Annotated in this window: 22 protein-coding genes and 1 pseudogene; 12 read left to right on the top strand and 11 right to left on the bottom strand. The window is 36.1% G+C overall.

The features are described from left to right. Positions 1–367 precede the first annotated feature (367 nt). From Q0505_RS18810 to Q0505_RS18830, 5 genes and pseudogenes are all read left to right on the top strand, one after another. A pseudogene (locus tag Q0505_RS18810) lies at positions 368–592 on the top strand (AarF/ABC1/UbiB kinase family protein); the annotation flags it as partial. Positions 593–1,069: 477 nt separating this feature from the next. Then, positions 1,070–2,077, top strand: a complete 1,008-nt coding sequence (locus Q0505_RS18815) for a beta-ketoacyl-ACP synthase III (protein ID WP_299216572.1) — start codon at positions 1,070–1,072, stop codon at positions 2,075–2,077. 274 nt (positions 2,078–2,351) lie between these two features. Next, positions 2,352–4,028 carry a hypothetical protein gene (locus tag Q0505_RS18820; protein WP_299216301.1) on the top strand — a complete coding sequence of 559 codons (1,677 nt, stop codon included), beginning with the start codon at positions 2,352–2,354 and terminating at the stop codon, positions 4,026–4,028. Between the two features lie 428 nt (positions 4,029–4,456). Beyond that, the gene (locus Q0505_RS18825; protein ID WP_299216305.1) at positions 4,457–6,142 is read left to right on the top strand and encodes an ATP-dependent helicase; all 1,686 of its coding nucleotides are present in this window, start codon (positions 4,457–4,459) and stop codon (positions 6,140–6,142) included. Between the two features lie 105 nt (positions 6,143–6,247). Continuing rightward, the gene (locus Q0505_RS18830; RefSeq protein WP_299216308.1) at positions 6,248–6,787 is read left to right on the top strand and encodes a hypothetical protein; all 540 of its coding nucleotides are present in this window, start codon (positions 6,248–6,250) and stop codon (positions 6,785–6,787) included. 36 nt (positions 6,788–6,823) lie between these two features. Here Q0505_RS18830 and Q0505_RS18835 read toward each other — a convergent pair whose 3' ends face one another. Continuing rightward, complete coding sequence (locus Q0505_RS18835) at positions 6,824–6,988, bottom strand: hypothetical protein (RefSeq protein ID WP_299216311.1); 165 nt, start codon at positions 6,986–6,988, stop codon at positions 6,824–6,826. 57 nt (positions 6,989–7,045) lie between these two features. Here Q0505_RS18835 and Q0505_RS18840 point away from each other — a divergent pair, with 57 nt between their 5' ends. The 3 genes from Q0505_RS18840 (at position 7,046) to Q0505_RS18850 (ending at position 8,887) form a co-directional block, all read left to right on the top strand. Next, entirely contained in the window at positions 7,046–7,549 is a 504-nt protein-coding gene (locus Q0505_RS18840; RefSeq protein ID WP_299216314.1) for a cupin domain-containing protein, read from the top strand. Between the two features lie 417 nt (positions 7,550–7,966). Continuing rightward, positions 7,967–8,641, top strand: a complete 675-nt coding sequence (locus Q0505_RS18845) for a hypothetical protein (protein ID WP_299216317.1) — start codon at positions 7,967–7,969, stop codon at positions 8,639–8,641. Between the two features lie 105 nt (positions 8,642–8,746). Next, positions 8,747–8,887, top strand: a complete 141-nt coding sequence (locus Q0505_RS18850; RefSeq protein ID WP_299216320.1) for a hypothetical protein — start codon at positions 8,747–8,749, stop codon at positions 8,885–8,887. A gap of 72 nt (positions 8,888–8,959) precedes the next feature. On the opposite strand, the gene Q0505_RS18855 is transcribed toward Q0505_RS18850, so the two are convergent. The 3 genes from Q0505_RS18855 to Q0505_RS18865 form a co-directional block, all read right to left on the bottom strand. Further along, on the bottom strand, positions 8,960–9,490 hold the full coding sequence (locus tag Q0505_RS18855) for a YfiT family bacillithiol transferase (RefSeq protein ID WP_299216323.1): 531 nt from the start codon (positions 9,488–9,490) through the stop codon (positions 8,960–8,962). Positions 9,491–9,654: 164 nt separating this feature from the next. Then, entirely contained in the window at positions 9,655–10,587 is a 933-nt protein-coding gene (locus tag Q0505_RS18860; protein ID WP_299216326.1) for a peptidylprolyl isomerase, read from the bottom strand. A gap of 57 nt (positions 10,588–10,644) precedes the next feature. Next, a complete protein-coding gene (locus tag Q0505_RS18865) occupies positions 10,645–12,024 on the bottom strand; it encodes an alanine/glycine:cation symporter family protein (RefSeq protein ID WP_299216329.1) in 1,380 nt (459 codons plus the stop codon). A 190-nt stretch (positions 12,025–12,214) separates the two neighbouring features. Here Q0505_RS18865 and Q0505_RS18870 point away from each other — a divergent pair, with 190 nt between their 5' ends. After that, positions 12,215–13,408, top strand: coding sequence for an acyloxyacyl hydrolase (locus tag Q0505_RS18870; RefSeq protein ID WP_299216331.1), 1,194 nt, complete (start codon positions 12,215–12,217; stop codon positions 13,406–13,408). Positions 13,409–13,648: 240 nt separating this feature from the next. On the opposite strand, the gene Q0505_RS18875 is transcribed toward Q0505_RS18870, so the two are convergent. The 3 genes from Q0505_RS18875 to Q0505_RS18885 are packed head-to-tail and all read right to left on the bottom strand — an operon-like array spanning position 13,649 to position 17,648. Further along, positions 13,649–16,168 carry a TonB-dependent receptor gene (locus tag Q0505_RS18875; protein ID WP_299216334.1) on the bottom strand — a complete coding sequence of 840 codons (2,520 nt, stop codon included), beginning with the start codon at positions 16,166–16,168 and terminating at the stop codon, positions 13,649–13,651. Further along, complete coding sequence (locus Q0505_RS18880; RefSeq protein WP_299216337.1) at positions 16,152–17,072, bottom strand: FecR family protein; 921 nt, start codon at positions 17,070–17,072, stop codon at positions 16,152–16,154. The genes Q0505_RS18875 and Q0505_RS18880 overlap by 17 nt, the downstream gene beginning before the upstream one ends. A 51-nt stretch (positions 17,073–17,123) precedes the next feature. Beyond that, positions 17,124–17,648, bottom strand: a complete 525-nt coding sequence (locus tag Q0505_RS18885) for a sigma-70 family RNA polymerase sigma factor (protein ID WP_299216340.1) — start codon at positions 17,646–17,648, stop codon at positions 17,124–17,126. Positions 17,649–17,884: 236 nt separating this feature from the next. Here Q0505_RS18885 and Q0505_RS18890 point away from each other — a divergent pair, with 236 nt between their 5' ends. The 3 genes from Q0505_RS18890 (at position 17,885) to Q0505_RS18900 (ending at position 22,526) form a co-directional block, all read left to right on the top strand. Beyond that, a complete protein-coding gene (locus Q0505_RS18890; protein ID WP_299216343.1) occupies positions 17,885–19,315 on the top strand; it encodes a hypothetical protein in 1,431 nt (476 codons plus the stop codon). A 12-nt stretch (positions 19,316–19,327) separates the two neighbouring features. Further along, entirely contained in the window at positions 19,328–19,810 is a 483-nt protein-coding gene (locus Q0505_RS18895) for a hypothetical protein (RefSeq protein ID WP_299216346.1), read from the top strand. A gap of 475 nt (positions 19,811–20,285) precedes the next feature. After that, positions 20,286–22,526, top strand: coding sequence for an ATP-binding protein (locus tag Q0505_RS18900; RefSeq protein ID WP_299216349.1), 2,241 nt, complete (start codon positions 20,286–20,288; stop codon positions 22,524–22,526). Between the two features lie 8 nt (positions 22,527–22,534). Here the strand turns inward: Q0505_RS18900 and Q0505_RS18905 are convergent, their stop codons facing one another. From Q0505_RS18905 to Q0505_RS18920, 4 genes are all read right to left on the bottom strand, one after another. Beyond that, positions 22,535–23,095, bottom strand: a complete 561-nt coding sequence (locus tag Q0505_RS18905; protein ID WP_299216352.1) for a hypothetical protein — start codon at positions 23,093–23,095, stop codon at positions 22,535–22,537. Positions 23,096–23,171: 76 nt separating this feature from the next. Continuing rightward, complete coding sequence (locus Q0505_RS18910; protein WP_299216355.1) at positions 23,172–24,116, bottom strand: phosphoribosylaminoimidazolesuccinocarboxamide synthase; 945 nt, start codon at positions 24,114–24,116, stop codon at positions 23,172–23,174. 112 nt (positions 24,117–24,228) lie between these two features. Continuing rightward, positions 24,229–24,621: a lysozyme inhibitor LprI family protein gene (locus tag Q0505_RS18915; RefSeq protein ID WP_366519451.1), complete on the bottom strand. Its 393-nt coding sequence runs from the start codon at positions 24,619–24,621 to the stop codon at positions 24,229–24,231. A 32-nt stretch (positions 24,622–24,653) separates the two neighbouring features. Beyond that, positions 24,654–25,607, bottom strand: a complete 954-nt coding sequence (locus Q0505_RS18920; RefSeq protein WP_299216361.1) for a PhoH family protein — start codon at positions 25,605–25,607, stop codon at positions 24,654–24,656. Positions 25,608–25,868 lie beyond the last annotated feature (261 nt).

The following is a 25,868-nucleotide window of genomic DNA, read 5'->3' on the forward strand; positions in this document are numbered from 1 at the left end:
GTTTAACTTCATTCACCTGCCTTCATAAGTTCGTTTGCTACTAACAACAACACATTCTCATTCATAAAGTGATTAAAACAGAAAGCCAGATGGTTACCATATGTTTATTGGATTAGTTATAGATAGTCACACTTTCATCAATGACGCCAGTTGCACTATTCAACTTACATGTGACATGAAAATAAAGGCTTATGACTTAAGTCTTTGGTTCAAAAACTGTGGGGTCTATTTCACTTAGTGGACAGCCCCATTTACTCTGAACATAGAATTATATTATGGAATAAAAAATAGCGTCATAATAGCTAAAAAGTATTTGCTTATTTTCAGGCCGTGTACAATACCTTCTGCGCTTCCACTTTCAAAAAGAACATTCGATTTTAAAGACACGACATTCTTTGATAAGATTGCGGCTTTAGGCGAAAAATATACAAAAGACACGGAGATTCGAAAAATGAACGGAAACCGCGGTAGTAAGCACTTCCTATACATCAACAGAACCTTCTTTGGACTTTACAATTTAATGCACGACCTAGGAGGTCGTATCAAAGTAAATAACTTTGAACAATACACATATAAAAAACGTGTCGCATAAAGATTAATAATTGATTAGTTTATACTTTTCACTTATTTGGTTAGGTTGTTTTGAAAAGAGTGCTCCTTGGAGCGCTCTTTTTATTAGTAAAACACTGTTTTGTAAATTCGGAAAGACGCCTACAAAATAATAAGTTGAACTAATCCTGCTTTCAGCGGGATTTATGGTTTAGTATCTCGACCCAAGGGTCGATTTTTAATGTACAGAGCTTGCTCTGGAGCTTAATACCTTTTATCATTTATAGCCTTTAATGATGAAATGTTGTATTCTTAATTTCAATTATATGCGACATTTTTATGGCTAAAATCGTGTTACCTCATCAGTTACTATGCGTGCATACTAAACAAGGCGTTCTTTCTTCTTAAGATACAACCAAAAACATATATTTGTGTTACGCCTTTTTCACTTTCGTGAAAACGTATATAACAAAAATATCTTATGTCATCCACTGATCGTGTGACTTTTAAAAACAGCTATATGTATAATTCTAGAATCGCCGGATTAGGCGCTTATGTTCCTGAAAATATTGTTACTAATGACGACTTATCCAAACTGATGGATACCAATGATGCCTGGATACAGGAACGTACTGGGATTAAAGAACGTCGTCACATCAAAAAAGGAGACGGCAACTCTACATCAAAAATGGGCGCAAAAGCCGCTACCATTGCGATAGAACGTGCAGGATTGACCAATAAAGATATTGATATGATTGTCTTTGCCACATTAAGCCCTGATTATTACTTTCCTGGTTGTGGTGTACAAGTACAACATCTTATGGACATGAAAACCATTCCTGCGCTTGATGTCCGCAACCAATGTAGTGGTTTTGTATACGCATTGGCTACCGCAGATCAGTTTATAAAAACTGGGATGTATAAAAATGTACTCGTGATCGGCGCTGAAAATCATAGTGGTGGTCTAGACTTTACTACAAGAAGCAGGTCTGTCTCTGTGATTTTTGGAGATGGCGCTGGCGCTGCTGTCTTGACTCGTGAAGAAGATACGACCAAAGGAATTCTTTCGTCACACTTACACAGCCAAGGAGAGCATGCTTTGGAGCTTTCACTTAGAGGACCAAGCACAGAAGAGTGGGTACCAGAAATTATCGCCACCAACCCCACCGAAGATATCCCATATTACCCCTATATGAACGGACAGTTTGTGTTTAAAAATGCTGTTGTTCGCTTCTCTGAAGTCATCAAAGAAGGACTTGCCAAGAATAACCTCACCGCAGACGATATTGATATGCTGATTCCGCATCAAGCTAATCTTCGTATTGCTCAGTTTGTCCAAAAGAAATTTGGTCTTACCGACGATCAGGTATTTAACAATATCCAGAAATATGGAAACACCACAGCAGCCTCTATTCCTATCGCACTTACAGAAGCTTGGGAAAAAGGTAAAATAAAAGAAGGAGACACGGTGGTACTCGCTGCCTTTGGTAGTGGCTTCACATGGGCGAGCTCGATTATTAAGTGGTAAGCTCCCTAACCCCCAAAGGGGCGAACTGAAATCCCCTAGCCCCAAAGGGGAACTCATATATTCTCTAAAACATCCCTAAACTCCGAATCGGTAGTAAAAACAGTTCCTTCTCCCTCTGGGAGAAGGCTAGGATGAGGGAACAAAAAGCCGTAACAAAATCGATAAACAATACGAACTTCTGACTTAACCGAAAGGTTTACGTATTTTTATGAAGTCCGCAACAATTCTAAGATATTGCTTTTAGCGGAACAAAGAAAAAATATACCATCATCAGATGAAAACAACCACCATCCTTCTTTCTCTTTTAATAACGCTCTTTTTTAGCTGTCAAACAGATAAAAAAGAAGCTACCCCAGAAACCCCAACTAAAAAAGAAAAGTTCACCTCTAATGATTATTCATCTTTAGTAACCTTATTTAAAGAATGGAGAACATTTGAAAAACCACCGCTCCGTGATGGCGCTCCTGATTATACCAAACAAACTTTTGAAAAACGTTTGCCAAAATTCAAAGAGTTACAGTCAGGATTACAATCGATTGACACCACAAATTGGCCTGTAGAAAATCAAGTGGATTGGATGATTGTCTGGGCTGAAATGAATGGCTATGACTTTAACCATCGAATTTTAAAACCTTGGGTTCGTGACCCTGCTTTTTATAAATCAGTTTGGTCTAACAGAAGTGATGTGCCAGCTCATGAAGGACCAACCAACCATGGCACCACAGAACTATGGACGTATACATTTCCGTTGTCGACAGAAGAAAGAAATAGATTGATCACAGACCTAAAAGTAATCGCTCCCCTCAATGACCAAGCAACGGAAAATTTAACAGGAAATGCTAGAGATTTATGGATCACTGGCATTCGGGATATTCAAAATCAGAGTGTGGTGCTCACCGATCTAAAAAAGCAAGCGACAATAAAAGAGGATGCCGAATTAGTTTTAGTGATAGATGAAGCCATCACCTCCACAAATGATTTGGTGACTTGGTTACAGGCTCAATCCAAATCAAAAACAGGTCCATCAGGAATCGGCAAAGAAAACTATACGTGGTATTTACAAAATGTACACTTGGTGCCCTTAACTTGGGATGATGAAGTAATGATTCTAAAACGGGAACTCGCACGTGCTTGGACTTCGCTAAAATTAGAAGAGCACAGAAATAGAAAATTACCAGAATTAGTAGATGCCAACTCTCCAGAAGCTTATAACAAAATGGCAGATGAGGCCGCCAAAAGCCTGATTACCTTTTTGAATCAGGAAGACATTGTGACTGTAAAACCTTATTTCGATACAGCTTTACGTGAACATTTAGGCGAATTTATCCCCAAGGAGAAACGAAACTTTTTCACCATAGGAGAACACTACGACCCTAGACCTTTATACTCCCATTTTTACCATTGGTTTGAATTAGCTCGTATGGATACTGAACCACACAAAAGTGAGATCCGAAAAGGACCTTTACTATATAACATTTTCGATTCAAGAAATGAAGGCACCGCCACAGCTGTTGAAGAATTATTTATGCAAGCGGGTTTATATGATGATAGCCCAAGAACCAAAGAGATTGTGTACATCATGATTGCCCAACGTGCAGCAAGAGGTTTAGGATCCTTATATGCCCATGCCAATGAGATGACGATGGAAGAAGCTGGAGGGATTCATAGTGAATACACCCCTCGTGGTTGGATGAAGACGGAAAAAGAACTCCTCATTTTTGAACAACATCTGTACTTACGTCAACCAGGATATGGCACCAGTTATATTACAGGTAAATATTTACTAGAAAATGCCTTGGCAGATTATGCCAGAATCCAAGAATCACAAGGCAAACCCTTTGTTCTAAAAGACTTTTTTGACACGCTCAATAGTATCGGAAATATCCCTGTATCCTTAACACATTGGCAAATGACGGGCTCAAATAATCACTTAAAGACTATTACTGATTAATGTATGTATTCCGCTTTGCGAAAAGGAAAGCCCCCTAATCGCCAAAGGGGTAACTTAAACATTCTATAAAAACTAAAACAAAAAGCTCCTCCCCTTGCCGAGGGGAGGTGGATGGATCGAGGCACGAGATACAGACGGAGGGGAGCAACACACTACTATCAAAAGAAGTTTGTCAGAATACTACAAACTCTTTAATCTTCTAGCAAAGCGATCTTGTTTTTTTAACACTATTGTGGAAAACCGTAAATAAGTTAAGCCAGTTTTTCCTAAATTTCAAAAGTAATTGTAAACAATTATAAATAACCTCCTACTTTTCAACAAAAGTGATCAGCATAAGAAGTTTATGTTTTTTTATAGTACTTTAGGTAACATTATATATTAGTTGCCAGTAATTTGACCAACCATTGAATTGAATTGAATTGAATTAAATGACACCAACACCTGAACAAGAAAAAATATACAATTTTATAAAGTTTGATTCAAATCACGGAATCATAGATGCTGTAGCTGGTTCCGGAAAAACAACGACTATAATTGAAAGTATTGGATTTGTTGATAAACAAAAAACTTTACTTTTCTGTGCTTTTAATAAAAGTATAAGAGACGAAATTCAAAGCAGAGTTACTAAAAAAGATAATAATAATATTGTAGTTAAAAACTTGCATCAACTTGGGTATGAAATACTAAAATCAAATAATGAACTTCCTTATAATATAAAGCCTCAAAAATATAATAATCTAATAGCTAGGTCAGTTGAAAGCTACAACAAAAAATCTTTTTTACGTTATTTGAAATTATATGACATAAGTCCTGAGCCAGAAAACAGTTTTGAAAAAAGTCAATTAAATAATTACTTTAATTCTTTTAAAAACAAACTTCTTAACTCGGTTGATAAATTTAGATTAACATTAGAAAAAAAGGATTTTTTTAGATTTAAAGAAATGGTAATCCATTTCAATATTATTGACCCAAACAAAACAAACGAAAAAATACTTGATAAAATTATTGATATACTTTTCAAAGGAACCGAACAACTTTTAGAAGAAGGAAATAAAATTGCTAAGAGCCATAATTACATCGATTTAACAGATATGTTATACTTACCAAAAGTATTTGAACTTTATCCAATCAAAAAATATGATTTACTTTTTGTGGACGAGTGTCAAGATTTATCCAAAGCACAATTAGCTATTGCTTTGAAATATGTAAAAAAATCTGGTCGTGTAATTGCTGTTGGCGACCCTTGCCAATCAATATATGGTTTTACTGGAGCAGATATTGAATCTTTTAGTCGATTTGAAGATTTACTTAAGAACCACAATAAACTGACTTTGTCTTTTTGTTTTAGATGTCCAAATAATATAATTGAATATGCACAGAATTTTAGAAAAGATATAAAACCATTTAAAGACAAAGAAGGAATAATTGAAAAAATAGAATTCAATCAAGTTATTGAAGTTGCTAAGGATGGAGATTTAATAATAAGTCGAACAAAGGCACCTTTAACAACATTACTCTTTGTTTTACTTGAGAATAACAGAAAAGTTAATATCCACCAAGATGACGTAAAAGACTTATTTAATGAGCTTCGTTTTTTATTTTCGAAACAAGAGTTAAATACAAGAAACGTATTTAAAAATAGCTACGACTTCTTTGAAAAAGTCAAAGAGAGAAATATCTATTTTATTGAGAAGAAAGCAAAAAAAATGTCCAATAATTCATCAAAAGAAGAGTTTATTAAAGAAGAGACAGAATACATTGAAAGAAGAATAAATTTTCTACAAAGACAAGCATCAATCCATTTAGACGTATCAACAATAAATGAATTAGTAAAACGAATTCAAGGACTAGTGACCGAAAGCGAAGAAGCTATTAAACTTTCTACTATACATAAAGCTAAAGGATTGGAAAATAATAGAGTTTTTATATTGAACTATGACAAACTACCTATGAAAAAAGACGGTCATAAACCGTGGGAAACGGTACAAGAAAATAATTTAAAATATGTCGCTTTAACACGAGCTAAAGAATCTTTATATTTAGTTGATGCTATTAAGGAAGATATTGAAACTGACGAAGGTAATTTATTTGACGAATTGGATGATATATGGTAAACCTACTTACGAAAATCCTTGTCGATTTTCTATTTGGTTTGTATTTGTTAAATTAAATAATATACAAATTAGGTTAAGTACAACTTAGCAGTAATATCGAATAATATGGAAAAAATTAGCCTAGACATATTTACTTTAAAATTAGCAATAGGAACTATTTGGTTCGTATCTATTTTCATGTTTACATGTGGATTTTATAACATTTATCCTTTCGTTGAAGAATTATCGAAATCTTCAACTTGGGGAATAGTTGTAACAATTCCAACTCTTATATTTTCATATTGTCTTGGAGCCATTGCTGTATATTTGAGTAATAACCTAAAATACAAATCAAAAAAATCATTTAATAGTATTGATGATTTTTTATTTGTAGCTGGTTTAGAAAATGAATTTATTACTAAACGACATGAAGCAATGAGAAATCAACATGAATTTTTTACTGCTTGTATCCCAACTGTCATATTCTTAGGTATTTCAGTGATATGGGCATCAATTAGGATTTTGAAAAGTGGTGTTTTTGAAGGGGAGAAATTGGTTGCAATCGGGTTGGGGGTTTTAACTATAATTTCTTCGATAATTTTATTTAAAATGGGTAAAAACCAAAGAAACGAGATAGAATATTTTATGAAAGAACTGAAAAAGTAAGCAATGATTAACAAAAAGCATAGTCAATTACTTCTTTTATGGTATACTCACAGACGCAGAAAGATCTACTAATTCTGGTGGGACAAAATACATCCCTAGATAATGTACTTTCTTTAAGGCTTCATAATAGGTTACAATTTCCTTCCCATCAATTAGCTCCTGTAATTCTTTTCGCGACAGCGTAATACCAGTATCTTCCATATAAATTTCTAATCCGTAAATAATTCTGAGGTTAAAGAAAGATTTATATTTGTTTTTATGAACACCAAAGAAACCCTCATCAAATCCCTAGACCTCCAACCCCACCCAGAAGGAGGCTACTATAAAGAAACCTATAGAAGTCAAGGAAACATTGCCGAAGAATGTCTTTCAGATGCATACAACGGAAGCAGAAGCCATGCAACAGGCATTTACTTCTTGCTGACCTCTGACAATTTTTCGGCGTTTCATAAAATCAATCAGGATGAGATGTGGCATTTTTATGATGGCGCTTCGATCCTACTGCATATCATTTTAAAAGAAGGTGTCTATTCACAACATATCATTGGACGAAATATCCTTGCGGGAGAAGTCCCTCAGTTGGTCGTAAAAGGAGGCGATTGGTTCGCTGCAGAAGTTATAGGCGTGGACACCTTTTCTTTTGTTGGCTGTACCGTATCGCCTGGTTTTGATTTTAAAGATTTTGTGCTTCCTAGTAGGAAAGAATTAGTGGCCTTATTTCCTGAACACACAGACGTCATTACACGGTTGACGCATCATTAAATTAATAAAAACTCCAAAACAATAAAAACCGAAAACAATTCCTTCTACCTCTTGGAGAAGGCTAGGATGAGGTAACAAAAAACTCCTTCCCTCAGCGATGCCTGTGCTGAGTCCGCCGAAGTAGAAGGTGGCTATATAGAAGCACGAGATATAGACGGAAGGGAAAGAAATCTCTAACTCCGAAAGTGACGACTTATATCCTTCCTTAGTTGTGAATAGTTTGTTTTCTCGAACTTGCCTGCCAGTAGGAAGGAGCAAAATTATTTTCAAACCTATTATTCTAAATGTAGAATACTCATCACATCTTTAATTTGTGAATAAATCTCAATAAACAACTGACAAACAGTGCTTAAAATTGTTTAGATTAGCCGTTACTATTTATTAAAAAGCCCCTAAGCCTAATTAATAAATATAAATATGACCAATTTAGAAACACTCCAAGAACTTCTAGGGAAGAAGATAGAACGTCAGGGTATTTTATTAAAAAAAAGCAATGAGCTAGAAAAAGTATATCTTACTATTTCTGGGTCAAAAAAGGGAAGATGGTTTGGTTCTTCCTATTTAATTGTAAAACGAACGTTATCTATATTTTTAGGGATAGGGCTTATTATAGTAGGTGTCTTTTTTCTAATAAATCCTAGTGTGATTCTGTCAGATCCAGATATCCGTGAAGAACTTATCAAAGACTCCAAACAACATTATATAGAGCTTGCCGGTAGTGGTTTAAATGCGACGTTAATAGAAGCTGCAAGAAATAAAAATAATTTTAATGATGTAGTTGAAATGCTTGATACAGTTGTAGAAAAGTCTCTTGAAAAAGAAATTATAAGTAGCATCCGATTCTTAGCAGGACTTCTTATCATACTTGCTTTTGTATTCCTTTATATAGCTCGGATGACTCGAAAGATGAAAGTCAGGAATCAAAAAATATCAGAGTCAGAAACCTTAACGCAAGACATTATTAAGAGCTTTAGAACGTCCATACAAGAAGAAGAGCAAGAACTTCTTATTCTTCAAAATATGATTCGTACATATATGAACAATAAGGATTTCCTAAATTCAACTAGGAATCCCCCGCATAGAGCTTCGTAACAAAACTAAATGGCGCCTTTCCTCAACGAGAAAAATCTCTCGAACCTTCATAAGAGTACATTTTTATCCTTGAATCTTGATAAATAGTTCGCTTTCGCGAAAAGGATGCAGGACTTAAAAGAATTAGGAATTAGGACTAAAAAAGTCTTGAGTGGTGAGTCTTTGAGTAAAACAATCCCGAGTCGTATCGATCCTTCGACAAGCTCTGGACAAACTTTAGGAGAGATCACACAAGTAGCTACCTAATTCTCCAAAAGGGGAACTAAAAAGTGAATTATTCTTCTTCTGGGAGAAGGCTAGAATGAGGAAATCAATATCTTAAGACCAACCTTCTCTCTTTACTAAATTGGCGATGTGCATATAGTGATGCATTCCGTGCCATGCGTATTGTCCTACGTTTTGACGCAAAGAGATCACTTTATTTCCATCGGGATGTACAAACGTGCGTTCTAGTTGCTCATCGCTTAGGCAGCGTAGCAAACGCACCAATTTATAATGTACTGCTTCCAAATGTTTTAAAGACCACTCCACAGGCATTCCTTTGAGGTCTGGGAGGTCTGTCCACTCATTTTCCAGATACGGTTTAATGATTGGATTGTCTTCAGTAAGTGCCCACTTAAAACGAATATAACTGTGATGATGACTATCCGCTAGATGATGTACCACTTGGCGTACGGTCCATCCTTCTGGTCGGTATGGAGTGTCAAGTCGAGTGTCAGGCATATCACTGACCATGTCACGTAATTGCGCGGGTAAGACTTCTAGAATGGTGATCCATTCCTTTAATTTTTCGTCAGAAATCGTTTCTGGTGGCGTAAATCTGCCTATTGGGTATTTGAGTGCTTCCATACCTCAAAAATAGAAAAAGTGCCTATCGAAATAGACACTTTTTTATAAGTAGTTATCCACAGTTTATACAACTAGGATCGTATGTATGTTTTGTTTCTGAGTACGCCACTTCGACAAGCTCAGTGTGACATTTCGCGAAAGCGTATAAAACACGTATAGAAAACTTACTTTACAGCAACAAGTTCCACATCAAAAATAAGGGTTGCATCTGGAGGAATTACTCCACCAGCACCACGACTTCCGTAACCTAAATTTGAAGGAATGACTAAACGTGCTTTGTCTCCTACACCTAATAACATAATCCCTTCATCCCATCCTGCAATGACTTGTCCTTGATTGATAGGAAAATCAATCGGTGCATTACGCTTGTACGAACTGTCAAAGACTGTCCCGTCAGGTAATTGTCCTTTATAATGTACAGAAACCGTTTGCCCAGAAGCTGGTTTTGCACCGTCTCCTTTATGGATCATTTTATATCTAAGACCACTTTCTGTTTTTTCAAAACCAGCGGCTATTTTATCTAATTCGGCTTCTTGTGCTGCTTTAGCTTCGGCGATTCTTAGTTCTCTAGCACCTTCAAAAGTTCTAAATGCTTCGATCGCGTTCCAAGCTTCTGCTTCAGCTCCTTGACGTATAATCGTCACTTTGTCCATCGTATCTCCTTGCTCAATCGCATCGACCACCTCTTGTCCTTCGATCACAGATCCAAACACGGTGTGCTTACCATCTAACCAAGGTGTTGCTACGTGTGTGATAAAAAACTGACTTCCATTAGTGCCAGGTCCTGCATTTGCCATACTTAATTTACCAGGTGCATCATGGATCAATTCTGGGTGAATCTCATCATCAAACTGGTAGCCTGGACTTCCTGTTCCTGTTCCTTGAGGACATCCTGCTTGTACCATAAAATCAGGAATGACTCTATGAAATTTTAATCCGTCGTAATAAGGAGTTCCTTGTGGCTTAGCGCCATTTTCCATATTTCCTTCGGCTAGTGCTACAAAATTCCCTACCGTTCCTGGAGTTTTTTTGTGCTCTAATTGTGCTACTATCTCGCCTTTTGGCGTACTAAATTTTACGTAAATACCGTCTTGCATTCGTTCCGTTTTTTAATAAAGTGCAAAGATAGTTATATCCTAATGAAGGGTAAAGAATTAGCCATTCGTTTTTTTGAAACTACTGAAGTATTTTTTGGCTTCCTTCATTACTCTGGGTGCCAAATATAAGGTCGCAAACATAGTAGGAATCGCCATAAGTGCAAACACGCCGTCAATTAGATTAATCATCATACTAAGCGATGTGGTGGCGCCTAACATAATACTCGCTACATAAAAAATATTGTAATACTTCTTATTTTTCGCGCCAGCTAGAAAGCTTAAACTCTTAGATCCATAATAGGAGTAAGAGAATAGTGACGAGATGCTAAATACGGCAATACAAACCAATAATATATATTTTCCTACCGATGGGATCGCTTTCGCGAAAGCGGTTGCCGTAAGGCTCACTCCGTTCACATCAGTACTTTCCCAAACGCCTGTGACCAGAATTGCCAGTGCGGTTAGCGTACAAACAATCAGTGTATCGATAGCGGGACCTAGCATCGCCACGAGCCCTTCGCGGATAGGCTCTGCAGTTTTGGCGGCACCATGCGCCATGGGTGCGGTACCAATTCCCGCCTCGTTAGAAAAAGCACCTCGCTTGATTCCTAATACAATCAACGCTCCTAAAATCCCTCCGTATAAGGGTTCGCCTTTATATAAACTTGCCGAAAAAGCATCGGTAATAATCATCTTAAAATACATGGGGACGACTTCTATATTTTGAATAAGAATATACATCACGGCTATAAAATAGAGTCCTACCATAGAAGGCACGAGTCGAGATGCTGTCTTACTAATGCGATTCAAACCTCCTAAAACCACAATAGCTGTAATGATCACAAGCGTCCCTCCTATGATTAAATTCGTCTTGAGACCGACCTCAATGCCTTGTGGTTTTAGTAAAATATCATTGATTGCTTGCGTTAACTGATTAACATTAAAAACGGGTAATGCACCAATAAGAGCTGCGACGCTAAAAAAGACAGCAAGCGGTTTCCACGCTTTGCCCATGCCTTCCGTAATAAAATACATCGGTCCTCCTTGTGCGACGCCTTCACTATCGGTACCGCGATACATCACAGCAAGGCTTCCTGTAAAGAACTTAGTCGCCATCCCCACGACAGCACTTACCCACATCCAGAAAACCGCACCAGGCCCTCCTATCGCAATAGCCACAGCAACCCCAGCAATATTTCCCATTCCAACAGTAGCAGACAAAGCAGTTGTTAACGCCTGAAAATGACTAATTTCTCCAGGATCATCTGGATCATCATATTTTCCTCGTAACACTTGAACGGCATGTCCTAAATACCGAAAAGGCAAAAAACGAGAATAGATCAACAGAAAAAGTCCGCCTCCTATTAATAAAACCAATAGAGGAATCCCCCAAACGGCACTTGAAAAAGCAGCTATTATCGCGTCTAATTTTTCCATAAATAATGTGTCTCATTAATTGCTTAAATCTACAACTTATCGCCCTTTTTCTATAGATTAATTAATTAAACTATCTTCCCGCTTTGCAAATTTTAAAAATTACATGAAGAATCCTACGTGCGTTTTGATAAAAAAAAGATGCCTACACTTATCTATATTTTTTCTGTTATTCAGTAATTTACAAGGTGTATTGGGACAAGAAAACACCTCCCCTATAACGATCGTTCCAGAGTTTGTTTTTGGTACTTCAGCCGCTTCCAATAAGACGTTTCCTGAACGAAACCTGCAAACACAAGCAATTTTTAATCTGTTTTGGCATCACGAAAACAATCCCCAAAAGTGGGCACATTGGCTTCATAGTCCGCGTACAGGAATAAGTGTAGGCTATACCAATTTTGGAAACTCAGACCGTCTAGGAAGCGCATTTACCCTCATGCCTTTTTTGGAATTTAATGCATTTAAGAGTCAACGTCTAACCACACAGATAGGTATAGGGACTTCGTATTTTACCAAGCAGTATGATTTTGAAACTAACTTTTTTAATCGGGCTGTCAGCACTGACTTCACATGGTCTTTCAGAGCGTTTATACACTATAATTTTTTACAAAGGGAAAAAGTAAACTATAGAGTTGGTGCTGGGATTTTTCATCACTCTAACGGACATACGAGATTACCTAATCAGGGATATAATTCGTTCTTAGTAAGTGTTTCTGCAGAGATCAAAAATGTAAAATATCGCGCTTACGCGAAAAATACCCAAACACTTGAAAAACCAGAAAGAACAGTTCAAAACTATATTGCCATACGAACAGGGATTGGTCAGAATGTATTTAGTGATGTGTCTATTTTTAATGAAAAGAAAGAAGTGTACACGCTTTCTGCCGAATACGGAAAAATCTATAACAAAACGCTTAAAATAGGTGTTGGTGCTTTTTATAGATTGTATGAGCATTACTATGATTACATCAATGATAATGAATCATTAGTACAGGACGGAGAAGAATATGCTTCTTTACGAGATAATCCTTGGCATAATGCATCCAATTATGGGCTGTTTGTAAAAGGTGAATTATTGCTCAATCACGTAGGAATTGAGTTGCAATTTGGTACTAACTTCCATAAGCCTGCCTACGAGATAGATTGGAAAATTAATGAAGGATGGGATTTGGCACCTAGAGAAATACCCCCAGGATGGGTACTTGGCGAATTGAACTCTAAGTTTAAATTTAAAAATGCGATCAATACGCGTATAGGCCTTAAGTATTACCTTATAGGGACAGATGCTGCTCCAAAACATAATCTATATGCAGGTGCTTTTATCAATGCAAATCTTGGACAAGCTGACTTTACAGAATTAGGTATTGGATATGTGCGAAGTTTTTAATGAAGGGTATTAAACCCTAGGACAAGCCTTGGATACTGAAAATCGATCCAAGGGTCGAGGTATTAAACCATAGATCCCGCTAAAAAAGCGGGATTAGTTCAACTAGCTATTTTGAATGCGTCTTGCAGACTTTGCAAAACAGCGTTACGTTAAAACATAAAGAGATCCCGCTAAAAAAGCGGGATTAGTTCAACTAGCTATTTTGAATGCGTCTTGCAGACTTTTCAAAACAGCGTTTCACTAATAATAGATTCTAACCACTGTATTGAAAGTCGTTTCTAAAGCGGTTCGCTTAAACTCTTGTACAGTAGATGTTCCGTCTACACGGAAAAAATTCTCAATAGTATTATTGGTATTTGCTACATTCCAAACAGAAAAACCAAGATCTGCACGCCATCGTTTCTTTGTTTTGAATTGATACATCGCCGAAAAATCTGCTCTCAGATAGTCTTCTAAGTTGCTACTGTTTGCATCTGCAAAATTGATTTGATTATTAACAACCTCAGCACCTTCTATAGGTAATGTGGTGGGTCTCCCTGTTCGCCAATTGATGCCAAGTGCCATTTTGAGGTTATTGGTCGTAAAAGCCGTTCCGAAAGTGACCGAATGTGTGATATCAAAATTACTAGGGAAGGTTACTTCTGATAAGGCTTCAAAGGTGTACTCATTGTTGATAAAAGAATAGCTCAGCCAAGAATTAAACTTCCCATAACGTTTACGCACCAATACATCTACGCCTGTGGCTTCATAGCTTCCAGTGGTTCTAGTGAACTCATACTTAGTTTTAAATTCCTGACTCTGGGTAGTTATACCGTCTACATTTTTATAATAAGCATCTACGTTTAGTAAGAGCCCATAACGACTGTAAGTGATGCCTAAAGATCCTTGCTTACTTTCTATCACAGGAATATCATCATCATTAGCGAGTTGCCATCTTCTACGTTCTATACCTAAAAAATCATTTTGAAAATTAATAAACTGAGAGGTGTTTTGATGTTTAAATTCTCCTAAGGCTTCTAAAGAAAAATAGTCCCAAAACTGATGGTTGATACTCAAACGTGGCTCTACTAATATTTTTTCAAATTTATCTATATATGTAAAACGCCCGCCCGCATTGATCCGTGTATTTTTATCTGCTGATTTATAAGCTATTTGTGAAAAAACAGCATGCGTCCGTACTACATTAGATCTCAATTCTCTAAACAAAGGTTCGTCAATATCATTAAGATTGGTCACTTCGGTTTCTACCACTTGATATCCGCTATGAAGGCTCAACCTATTATTAAATGTATATGCTGTTTGCAGTTTTATTCCAGTTTCTGAGATTACGTTTTCTTGCAAAAATCGTTGAGAGGCGAGTAGGTTTGCATTAAATCCTCGTAACGTATAATCGGTTTCATAGACGTGAATACTTGTTTTAAAAAAGGGATTCCACGTACGTTCATAAAAAATACCGCCTGCAATACTATTTTGGGTTAAACTACTTTCTCTTGTTTCCAATACGGTGTCTACATTGGTCGTTTCATTAAAACTCAATTCGTTTTGGATGTTTATAAAATTAAGTCGAATCTGATCTTTATCGGAGATTTTATAGAGCCATCGTAACGAGGTATCGTAAAAATCAAATTTTTGATTTGAATTTAAGATCGCAATATCATTATCCTGAACTTCGGTTTCTTGGGTAATTCTATCAAAAAAAGAGGTATAAGTTGGCGTGGTAACAAGATCACTCAGCGATTTTCGTACCCCAATCTGTATGGAAGATTTTTCAGAGAACGGGATATCTACAAATGCATCTGCGCTTAAAAGATTAGCGCCCAAAGAGGCTTTAAAATCGGTAGTGATTTCGGTGTCTGTTTGCATAGCAATAGTTCCTGAAACGCCGTCTGTATATGCGACATCACTTCCATTTTTTATAATAGAAACGGTATTTGTAATTTGAGGATTAAATCCTGAAATCAGCCCAAAGAAATGCCCTGATTGGTACATCTTAATATCATCCCATAACAGTAGATTTTGATCATTACTACCGCCTCGTATATTAATATTTGAAATGGTCTCGTCTACACTTATAATACCAGGGAGTGCTTGTACAGATTGCAAGACATCGGTCTCTATTAATCCAGGAAGGATACTGAATTTTGAAAAATCTATTTGTGTACTCCCGTTACTCTTTTTATCAATTCCTTTGACAAGATAGCCTGTCAAAACAACCCTAGACAAAGCCGTTTCATCTGGATACAGATGAATCACACCACAGCTCTCTTTACTAAAAAAATCACTTTTCCGAAGTACATTTTTATACCCGATATGTCGTATTTCTATAAAAGTATTGGAGAGATTTTCTGTGAATTCAAAATATCCAGTATCATCGGTAGTAATTGATTCATTTTTGGTAGTTAACGTAGCGCCCACAATAGGCCCTTTTGTTTCAACATCTCTTAAATAACCACAAATACGAACTTGTGATTTTTCTTTGGTGATGTAATAGATTCGAGTACCTACTTTGGTAATTTTAAGTCCTGTTGTCTTTTGTAGATATGATAGGCTTTCTTGCAGAGTCCGCTTTCGCGAAAGCGGTAAAAGAAATATTCCCTCTAGTTCTTCTACGGCATAATTAAACTGGATATCCTGCGCTGTTTCTATCGCAGTCATGAACTCTAGGATAGAGATTTTTTGATCAGATTCTTGAGCCAATCCTACATAGGAAATGCTTAAGAAAATGACGGTATATAGATATCGTTTAATTTGTTGCGTCATGTATGACAACCTTTCTATTATTTTGCGTTGTGTAGGTCATACGTAGGGGGGCTGTAATGGCGGTTAATGCGTCGGTTAGATTTGTGTGTTCAAAACCTCCTGAAAACAGGATGGTGCTATCTATGTTGCTAAAATCAATTTGTACATCATATTGTCTTTCTAGTTCTTTGAATACTTCGGCAATGGCTACTTTAGAGAAAACGCTACGATAGTTGATCCATTGTGGACCTTCTCCCGAAATAGTGCCTTGCGTTGCTATAGAATGATCCAATCTAAAGGTGTTTCCAGCAGGTAAATTGATGAGTTTATTATTGTAAGATACACTGACTAAACCTTCATAACAGCTTACTTCAAAAAACTGATCTCGTTGTTTTACATTAAAGGAGGTACCCAAAACGGAAACCACTCCATCATGTGTTTTTACGTCAAATTTTGCGCCTTTGGCTACTTTAAAGAAGGCTTCTCCTTCTAAAGATACTGCTCTTTTTTCATTCCACGTGTCTTTAGAATAACTCATGGAGCTGATGGCATTGAGCGTCACTTGAGATTGATCGGGCAAGGATACGGTTTCTTTTTGAGCTAATTGCGTAGTAATAGTCGTTTGACTTTGTGATGTAAAGACATAATACAGTCCTAATGTAATCACTACAATCGCTGCAATACTAGATAGTTTCTGGATCCACGGAAGGCGTATTACCTTCGTAGGCGTATCATTCTTGGTCTCTTTTTGAATTTTGAAGGTTTCAAAATCATCCACAAGATAGTGATCAGGGGCTCTAAACCGCTGTGCTTCTTGTAGGATATCCTGACTTAAAGGAGCGTCGTCCAATTTGTTAAACGCTTCTAATTCTGAAAGCGTTAACTCGTCATTCAACCATTTTTTATGTAAGTATTCTTTTTCCATACGTGTCGTATTCTATATACTAAAAACAACTTCATCTTAAAATATCCTGAACTATTTTAAATGAAATCCTTCAAGCTCTTCTTTAATTTGCTTAAACGCACTATAAATTCTGTATTCAACTACCTTTTTAGTCACACCTAGTTCATCTGCGATTTCTTGATGTTTCTTTCCTTCGGCTTTATTGAGTAAGAAAGCAACACGTTGTTCTTCTGATAATTTGCCTAGTACTTTTTGGTAGTTCACTAAAAACTCTTCTTTTTGAAGTAAAAATTCTGGAGACTCATTGGTGTATTCTTTGGGTTTTATTTTTCTAAAGTTCAAAACCACTTTATGATGCTTTACATGATTAAGCATCATATTATTTGCAATCGTATACAGATACGATTTTGCTTTTGAGATCTCGACTTTTTTACAATTCTCCCATAATTTTATAAATGCTTCTTGTGCTGTATCTTTGGGGTTATAAGTATCTCCATACTTATAATATAAATGATTTGCTAACGACTGCGCATAGGTATCATATAACTTTGAAAAAATATGATCTTCACAAACAGAACTAGATAATGGTTTTTTCACAAAGGTTGTTTTAAGTGGTCTACAAAGCTATGAGAAACTTTTTAATTTTTTTTTCAGGAGTTTTCAGAATGTAGTTGTTTTAAGTATGAACGTTCGCAATTAAATGTACTGAAATTTTACTCGATAATCGAGATTTAAATACTCGAAGGCTTGCCTCAAAATCGAATGATTTCCCTTAAAATACTATTTGGGCTTGTACCAAGGTAATTCACTAATCAAAATAAAAATGAATCTTTATGAAACTTTTTAAGAACATACCACTTTTAATGGTAGCCATGTTTTTTCTTTTTACTGCCTGTAGAACAGAGGATGAAGAAATTATAACACCACCTGAACAGATCAGCTCTACTACTGCTAACCTAATTAACCGCACCGCTACCAATGATGGATCTAATGATAACATCTTAGATAATGCCAGCTGCTTAAGTATTCAATTACCAGTTACTGTTATTGTAGATGGGTTAGAAATTATCATCGATTCTGAAGATGACCTAGATGTCATTGAAGCTATTTTTGATGAATTTGACGATGATATTGACGAATTGGATTTTGTATTCCCTATCACTATCATCCTGAGTGATTTTACAGAAATCACCATTACAAATGCTCAAGAACTCCAGTCTTTTATTGACGATTGTTCTGGAGAAAATGAAAGCGATGATGATATTGAGTGTATTGATTTCCAATACCCAATCACCTACGCAATTTTTAATCAGAATAATGAACTTATAGAGACTGTCACTATAACTAATGACCAAGAGCATTATGTGTTTATTGATAATCTAGACGATTCTGATGTTGTTACTATTAATTTTCCATTAACCCTTATTCTTTCTGATGGAAATACAGTCACTGTAAATAACATTTCACAACTTGAAGACGCCATAGAAGATGCCATAGACGATTGTGATGAAGATGACGATAACGATTATAATGATGATGATTGTGAAAATTGCACTACAGATCAATTAGCTTCTATTCTAACAGAATGTCCTAGTTGGGAAATAGATAAACTAGAACGTAATGACAATGATCTTGAAGATTCGTATAATGGTGTCTTATATTCTTTTAGTACGGATGGTACGATCACAATAGATGATGATGGTGTGATTACTAATGGAACTTGGAATGCTGTAAACAATACGATGACAAATAGTATTGAAGTCACTATTGATGTCGCTGGAGATGCTAATGTAAGTGATACCTGGATGCTCCACGAAATTGAAGAAGAAACAGGAGAAGTAAAAGTAGACTTACGTATAGGAGATGACGATAGATTACGTTTTGAAAGCACGTGTGAGGAAGATGGTAATAATGGTGGTGAAAATACGTTTTTAGAAGATGTGCTTACCGCAGAAAATAGTGTTTGGATTGTAAGTAGTTATGTAGAAGACACTAATGATGAAACCGCTGATTTTAACGGATTTGAATTTGAATTTAATATAGACGGAACTGCGACTGCTACCAATGGTGGTACAGTAACTAACGGAACGTGGGCACACATAAACAACGAAACAGAATTGCTGTTAAATTTTGGGACTTCTATACCTTTAGATGAATTACAAGATGATTGGGATATCATTTCTGTGACCGAAACTCAAGTAGAACTTCAAGATGTGAGTGGCGGAAATGGAGGAACAGATACATTAATACTAACTAAAATATAAATTATGAAAACTATGAATAATTTTTTTATCAGTGCCTTTTTTCTAGTAGGGATGATCACCTTACAGAGTTGTTCTACCGACGATGACAGTTCTAGTAATACTAATAATGACGCTCAGATTATGCAAGCTCAAAGTATTGCTAATACAGGTACTTGGATCATTACAAACTTTAATGATTCTGGACAGAATGAAACATCAGATTTTAATGGCTACACGTTTGACTTTGCAAGTGACGGTGTATTGACGGCTACGAATGGCACAAATACGATCACAGGTACTTGGTCTGTCACAGATGATAGTAATAGTAGTGATGATGATAGTTCTAATGATGATGATATCGATTTTAATATTTTCTTCCCTGTATCAGAATCAAGTAATTTTGAAGATCTAAATGATGATTGGGATATCGTATCTGTAACAGAAAATCGTATAGAACTTAGAGATGTAAGTGGAGGAAACGGAGGAATAGATATTCTGGTATTTGAAAGAAATTAGTTTTAAAGTCCCCAATGATTGATTTATACTTGATGGATATAAATCACCCCCAAGCGAAGTTGCCTATATTTTAGGCAACTTCGCTTTTTTTTACTAGTCTGCGATTGAAATTTATATACATTTATAGGGATATGTAGTATGCGGGCTTTTTAGTACATTACCTTGCTTTTCTTGACATTAGTACCTTAGGCCGAGGTAATGAAAACATACCTACTTACAACTAGTTCTCAAATGATCAACAATTAGATCTAACGTCTTATGCCTAAAGGCGAAGTGGTCTTATATCTTAGTCAGATACATTGTATTAAATTTATGGTTTAACAATAATAAAAAATAAGAAAAATCCTACAATATTGATTTTTAAAAATTAAAAAAAGTATATTTGTGTTGGTTATCAAGACAGTGACTAAAAGATTTTAAAATTTTTATACATTATAAATAATGTTTTTATTTTAAAATTTATTGCCCCAAAATAATGAATAAAGACATAAACCCTACTTTAAAAGTCCTACATCTTCTGGATAAAGCTTATCAGCTACGTGGGGAAAATATGCACCTCAGTATAGCGCTTGCACAAGAAGCGTTAGAAAAAAGTAGAGAACTTGATGACTCTTCTCTTATAGGTAAAAGTCTTAGTAAACTTGCTTTATTTCACATGGTAAGTGCAGACAATCAAAAGGCTATTGAGATGTCTGAAGAAGCCATCAGATATTTCAAGAAAAACAATGATGAACTAGGCATCGCTAAGGCACAGTACAATATAGCAGGGGTCTATTATAAGACAAACAACTATCACTTAGGGATGTTTCATCTTATTGATTGTTTGACCATTTTCCGTAAACATAAGGATAAACACAACGAATCCAAAACTCATAAAACACTAGGTACCGTATATGAAATCCTAGGAGATCAACATAATGCCATTATTGCCTATGAAAATGCAATATCTTGCGCGATTGATATAAAGGATAAAAACCTAGAATCTAATGCATATAATCCTCTTTCTGGTATATTCTTAAAACAAGGAAACATAAAAAAGGCATTAGATATTATAGAATTATCTGTGTCTATAAAAAAAGAGACTGGTGATACAAGAGGATATGCTTTTGCTATTTATGGTCGAGGTAAAGTATTTACATACCTAGAAAAGTATGATGAAGCGCTACGAGATTTTGATGAAGCGTTTGCGATACATGAACATGTAGGAGACCAATTTGCGATGGCGATGTGTCATAATAAAATGGCAAAACTTTTTATAAAGACAGAAGAAAGAGAAAAGGCTAAGATATGCTTAAAAAAAGCACTAGATATAAGCACGTCAAATAACCTGTCTATGATGAAATACAAATGTTATCATTTTCTGTATACCATTTGTAAAGATGAAGGAGACCACGTAACAGCCTTAGGATATCTAGAAAAATATCTTGATGAAAAAGATGCTGCTGTCAATTCTCAAACATTAAAAGTTATTGAAAATTATGAGCGTATTTCAAAAATACAATCAAAAGAAAATGAAGTCGAATTAGCCCGTCAAAAAGCCGAAATAGTCGCACAACAAGAACGTGCAGAGCAAACGGCAGCTATGAAACAAAATTTCCTTTCGGCGATGAGTCATGAGATACGAACACCCCTTAATGCGGTTACAAGTATTATCTCATTACTAACAGAACGCTCTGATGATGAAGAGAAAAAACTACTGACATCGCTTCGATTTTCTTCCAAAAATCTAATGCGTATTATCAATGATATCCTTGATTTTTCCAAATTAGATTCTAATAAGATGTCCTTAGAAAAACACCCTATAAAATTTAAGGAATTCTTACACAATATACAGCAAACCTATGTAAGTCTTGCAGAAGAGAAAGGGATACAATTACACTTACAGATAGGCGATACTGTTGCCAATACGTATGAAATAGACGAAACAAAGCTATTCCAAATCCTTGGAAACCTTGTGAGTAATGCCATCAAGTTTACAGAAAAAGGATGTGTATATATTATTGTAGACACAGTGACAATACATCAGGATACAGATTTATTGTCATTTAAAGTCAAAGATACTGGCATTGGTATTCCCCTTACAGAAAAAGAGCGTCTCTTTGAGAGCTTTTATATGCCTAAGTCTATTATGACACGTAACGATGGAGGGACTGGACTCGGATTATCTATTGTCAAAAAGTTAATAGAACTTCACGGAAATACCATAAGCGTAGATAGTATAGAAGGGAAAGGATCTGTCTTTAATTTTGAACTTGAATTTAAGAAAGCTGAGGCGCCTGTTCACATGGACAAAGACATGTTTAAAGCCCTACGAAACAAAACAGCCATCTTAGCTGAAGATAACGAAATTAACGCTCTAGTAATACGACAATTACTCAACAAATGGGGAATCTCTATCAAACGTGTAAAAAATGGAAAACAAGCAATTGTACAAGCTTTAGAACTTAAAGTAGATTTTATTCTTATGGATATTCACATGCCAGAAATGAATGGTTTTGATGCGACTCGCATCATTCGATCTACAGAAAATGTAAACCAACACACCCCTATTTTTGCACTTACTGCCGATGTAACTTCTGCAAACCAAGAAGAGTTTGCCCATCTGTTTGATGGTTTTTTATGGAAGCCTATTGAGATCCCACGTCTCTTTGATACACTCACAAAAATCTATTCGGAAAAAGAGCTGCCCGTTGTCAACGTGATGCAAGACAGATAAATTCTCTACTATTTACTACCTAAAGAAAGTTCTTTAAAATTAAGCTCATAATCACTAGACAGTACATCTATGTGAATAACCATAAATGAATGTGTGTTACCACTTATATAATATTGCGTAAAATTCCGATTTTCATTAAAAGCACGTGTTTCTTCTACTTTGAGTTTTATCATTTGATGACTCCCAAATCGCTTTATACGTTTTTCAACAATCTCAGAGGTTGTTCCATATTGCGCATCTTGCATTTTCAAGCTAGCGTCATAACTACTTATCCAATACGATGCTGACCTTTTATCTAGCCTTTGATAGGACATGGGATACACCACGATAAAATTACCATACAAAAACTCATCTCTAAAAAACACAGGTTTCTGTTCTTGATCCCTATATTCTTTGGCAGATTGTAATAACATATTTACCAAAGCATCATCGGTTACCTTGGCAATCTCAAACAGCTCTTCGTAGGTCAGTTTTTGATAATTAGGAGGCAACCATAGCGTCGAGTTCAAAAACTCAACCTCGTGTTCACTCAACACGGTTTTATCTAAAGATGCTTCAGGGGTTTTCACTTCTACGTCCTTACAAGAAAAAAAGCAAAAACATAAAAAACAGCTGATTGTGGGTATGGTATATTTCAGAAGAACTCTATCCAAGATACTTCAATACGTTTTTTTCGATTCTGGCTTCTATATTCGATACGTCCGCTTTCGCGAAAGCTTCCCCAGTAATATTTTCATATAACTCAATGTATCGGTCTGACACGGTTGTGATGTATTCATCAGACATTTCTGGTACGGTTTGCCCTTCTAATCCTTGAAAGTTGTTAGCAATTAGCCATTGTCGTACGAACTCTTTAGAAAGCTGTTTTTGCGCTTCTCCCCTCGCCTGACGTTCCTTATAACCCTCTGCATAAAAATAGCGAGAAGAATCGGGTGTATGAATCTCATCGATGAGTACAATCTCGCCATCAGCGGTTTTGCCAAATTCATATTTGGTATCTACCAAGATCAGTCCGCGACTCGCGGCTATCTCAGAACCTCTTTGAAAGAGTTTACGGGTATAATCTTCTAACACGCTATAATCTGCTTTAGAGACGATCCCTCTCTTTATAATATCTTCGCGAGAGATATCTTCATCGTGATCACCCATCTCCGCTTTGGTGGCAGGCGTAATGATCGGATTGGGAAACGCATCGTTTTCTTTCATTCCTTCTGGCATAGACACCCCACAAAGCATTCTTTTCCCCGCTTTATATTCGCGTGCCGCATGACCCGACATATACCCACGAATCACCATTTCTACCTTAAAAGGTTCACACCGTTTTCCAATCGCCACATTGGGATCAGGGGTTGCCACGAGCCAGTTAGGGACGAGATCTTCGGTATCCTTCATCATCTTGGTGGCAATCTGATTTAAGATTTGCCCTTTATACGGAATCCCTTTTGGCATCACCACATCAAAAGCACTCAATCGGTCGGTAGCGACCATGAGTAGTAAATCATTTTCAAGGGTATATACTTCGCGAACTTTTCCTTTGTATAAATCCTTTTGTCCTGGAAAATTAAAGTTAGTGTCAATGATGGTGTTCATAGTTGTGATCTGATTGTATGTTGTGTTTTAGGATGTAAAAATAATGAATCCTAATTGCTAGTGTCAAAACGTAATGTGTGTTAGAAAAACTCATTACAGAAACCTATGTTCTTCAATTCGTTTTTATCGAACCTGAACACATATCGACTTCCTCAATTCCTTTTAACCAAATTGTTAATTTATCTGTTCTTTCCTCAGTCAATTCTTTTAAATAGATAGCACTACACATTGGATAAGATAAACCGTAATATGAATCTGTATAATTCGGATATTTCATTTCTAATTCTGCATCACGAAATTGAATCCAAATTCTTTGTACGTTTTTTAAACTCTTCACAAAGGTTACGTCTTCCTTATATTCAATCAAAATCTTCTGATAGACTTCATTTAGTTTTTTGTCAGCTTCATTTAGTGCCGCATAAGCATCTTTATTCATTTCTGCTTGGGTTTGAGAAAAACAAGTCAAATTAAAAAAAAACAATAATAATAAAAGTATTCGATTCAATTTCTTTAAGTAATTTTTTAGCTTGTCATAAACTAATTCCTATTCTCAATATCCTTATATGCTGCAATCACCTTTTTAACGAGATGGTGACGCATTACATCTTTATCATCCAGATAGATCATCCCCACGCCTTCTACGTTCTTAAGAATTAATAACGCTTCTTTGAGTCCGCTAGTGACACGTCTTGGTAAATCAATCTGTCCTGGATCTCCCGTAATGATAAACTTAGCGCTCCGCCCCATACGTGTCAAAAACATCTTCATTTGTGCATGTGTGGTGTTTTGACCCTCATCCAAAATCACATACGCATTATCTAAGGTACGCCCTCTCATAAATGCCATAGGTGCAATCTGAATCACGCCTTTTTCTATAAAACTTTCTAACTTCTCATGCGGAATCATATCACGTAACGCATCATACAACGGTTGCATATATGGATCTAATTTCTCTTTCATATCGCCTGGTAAGAATCCAAGATTCTCCCCTGCTTCTACCGCGGGACGTGTTAAAATAATCCGTTTTACTGATTTTTCTTTGAGCGCTTGTACGGCAAGTGCCACACTTACGTAGGTTTTACCCGTTCCCGCAGGACCAATCGCAAACACCATATCATTCTTCTTTGCAAGCTCTACCAACTTACGCTGATTGGCTGTTTGAGGTTTGATCAATTTCCCACTTACGCCGTGTACAATCGTGTCTCCACTCTCTTTAGAGGTCTCGTAATCCGATTTACTCTGACTTGTAAGCACACGCTCTATCACGTTCTCATCCAGTTTATTATACTTTCCAAAATGATCGGTGAGCATGGTAAACCGCCTATCAAATTCTTCTAGCAAGTCCTCATCACCATAGGCTTTTATTTTGTTCCCTCTGGCAACAATTTTCAATTTTGGAAAATAGCGTTTGAGCAATTCTATATTGGCGTTTTGTTGACCAAAAAACTCACGCGGATTGATTTCTGACAGTTCAATAATTATTTCGTTCAAATGGCAAGCGGTTTTTATGAGATACCTCGGTAAATTATTTTAGATTTGTTATACCATGTATACTTTGAAATTACCAAAAAGAAAATGATGATTTTTTTCTTTATATGAAGAAGAAAACTAAAGCATACCATTAGATACGTTTTCTTTTTATTCTGAAATAGAAAGGAAAAAAGGGCATTTTATTACAGTACTTTCAAAGTATACAGGTATTATATAGCAAAGTACGAAATTTTTGAGCGTATATACCTACTCAAAAGTTAT

The sequence above is a fragment of the uncultured Dokdonia sp. genome, from assembly GCF_937910895.1.
Lineage (GTDB): Bacteria > Bacteroidota > Bacteroidia > Flavobacteriales > Flavobacteriaceae > Dokdonia.

Bases quoted from the DNA above. Each gene is read 5' to 3' on its own strand.
- Q0505_RS18815 (WP_299216572.1), top strand. From the start codon at position 1,070: ATGTATAATTCTAGAATCGCCGGATTAGGCGCTTATGTTCCTGAAAAT.
- Q0505_RS18820 (WP_299216301.1), top strand. From the start codon at position 2,352: ATGAAAACAACCACCATCCTTCTTTCTCTTTTAATAACGCTCTTTTTT.
- Q0505_RS18825 (WP_299216305.1), top strand. From the start codon at position 4,457: ATGACACCAACACCTGAACAAGAAAAAATATACAATTTTATAAAGTTT.
- Q0505_RS18830 (WP_299216308.1), top strand. From the start codon at position 6,248: ATGGAAAAAATTAGCCTAGACATATTTACTTTAAAATTAGCAATAGGA.
- Q0505_RS18835 (WP_299216311.1), bottom strand. From the start codon at position 6,988: ATGGAAGATACTGGTATTACGCTGTCGCGAAAAGAATTACAGGAGCTA.
- Q0505_RS18840 (WP_299216314.1), top strand. From the start codon at position 7,046: ATGAACACCAAAGAAACCCTCATCAAATCCCTAGACCTCCAACCCCAC.
- Q0505_RS18845 (WP_299216317.1), top strand. From the start codon at position 7,967: ATGACCAATTTAGAAACACTCCAAGAACTTCTAGGGAAGAAGATAGAA.
- Q0505_RS18850 (WP_299216320.1), top strand. From the start codon at position 8,747: ATGCAGGACTTAAAAGAATTAGGAATTAGGACTAAAAAAGTCTTGAGT.
- Q0505_RS18855 (WP_299216323.1), bottom strand. From the start codon at position 9,490: ATGGAAGCACTCAAATACCCAATAGGCAGATTTACGCCACCAGAAACG.
- Q0505_RS18860 (WP_299216326.1), bottom strand. From the start codon at position 10,587: ATGCAAGACGGTATTTACGTAAAATTTAGTACGCCAAAAGGCGAGATA.
- Q0505_RS18865 (WP_299216329.1), bottom strand. From the start codon at position 12,024: ATGGAAAAATTAGACGCGATAATAGCTGCTTTTTCAAGTGCCGTTTGG.
- Q0505_RS18875 (WP_299216334.1), bottom strand. From the start codon at position 16,168: ATGACGCAACAAATTAAACGATATCTATATACCGTCATTTTCTTAAGC.
- Q0505_RS18880 (WP_299216337.1), bottom strand. From the start codon at position 17,072: ATGGAAAAAGAATACTTACATAAAAAATGGTTGAATGACGAGTTAACG.
- Q0505_RS18890 (WP_299216343.1), top strand. From the start codon at position 17,885: ATGAAACTTTTTAAGAACATACCACTTTTAATGGTAGCCATGTTTTTT.
- Q0505_RS18895 (WP_299216346.1), top strand. From the start codon at position 19,328: ATGAATAATTTTTTTATCAGTGCCTTTTTTCTAGTAGGGATGATCACC.
- Q0505_RS18900 (WP_299216349.1), top strand. From the start codon at position 20,286: ATGAATAAAGACATAAACCCTACTTTAAAAGTCCTACATCTTCTGGAT.
- Q0505_RS18910 (WP_299216355.1), bottom strand. From the start codon at position 24,116: ATGAACACCATCATTGACACTAACTTTAATTTTCCAGGACAAAAGGAT.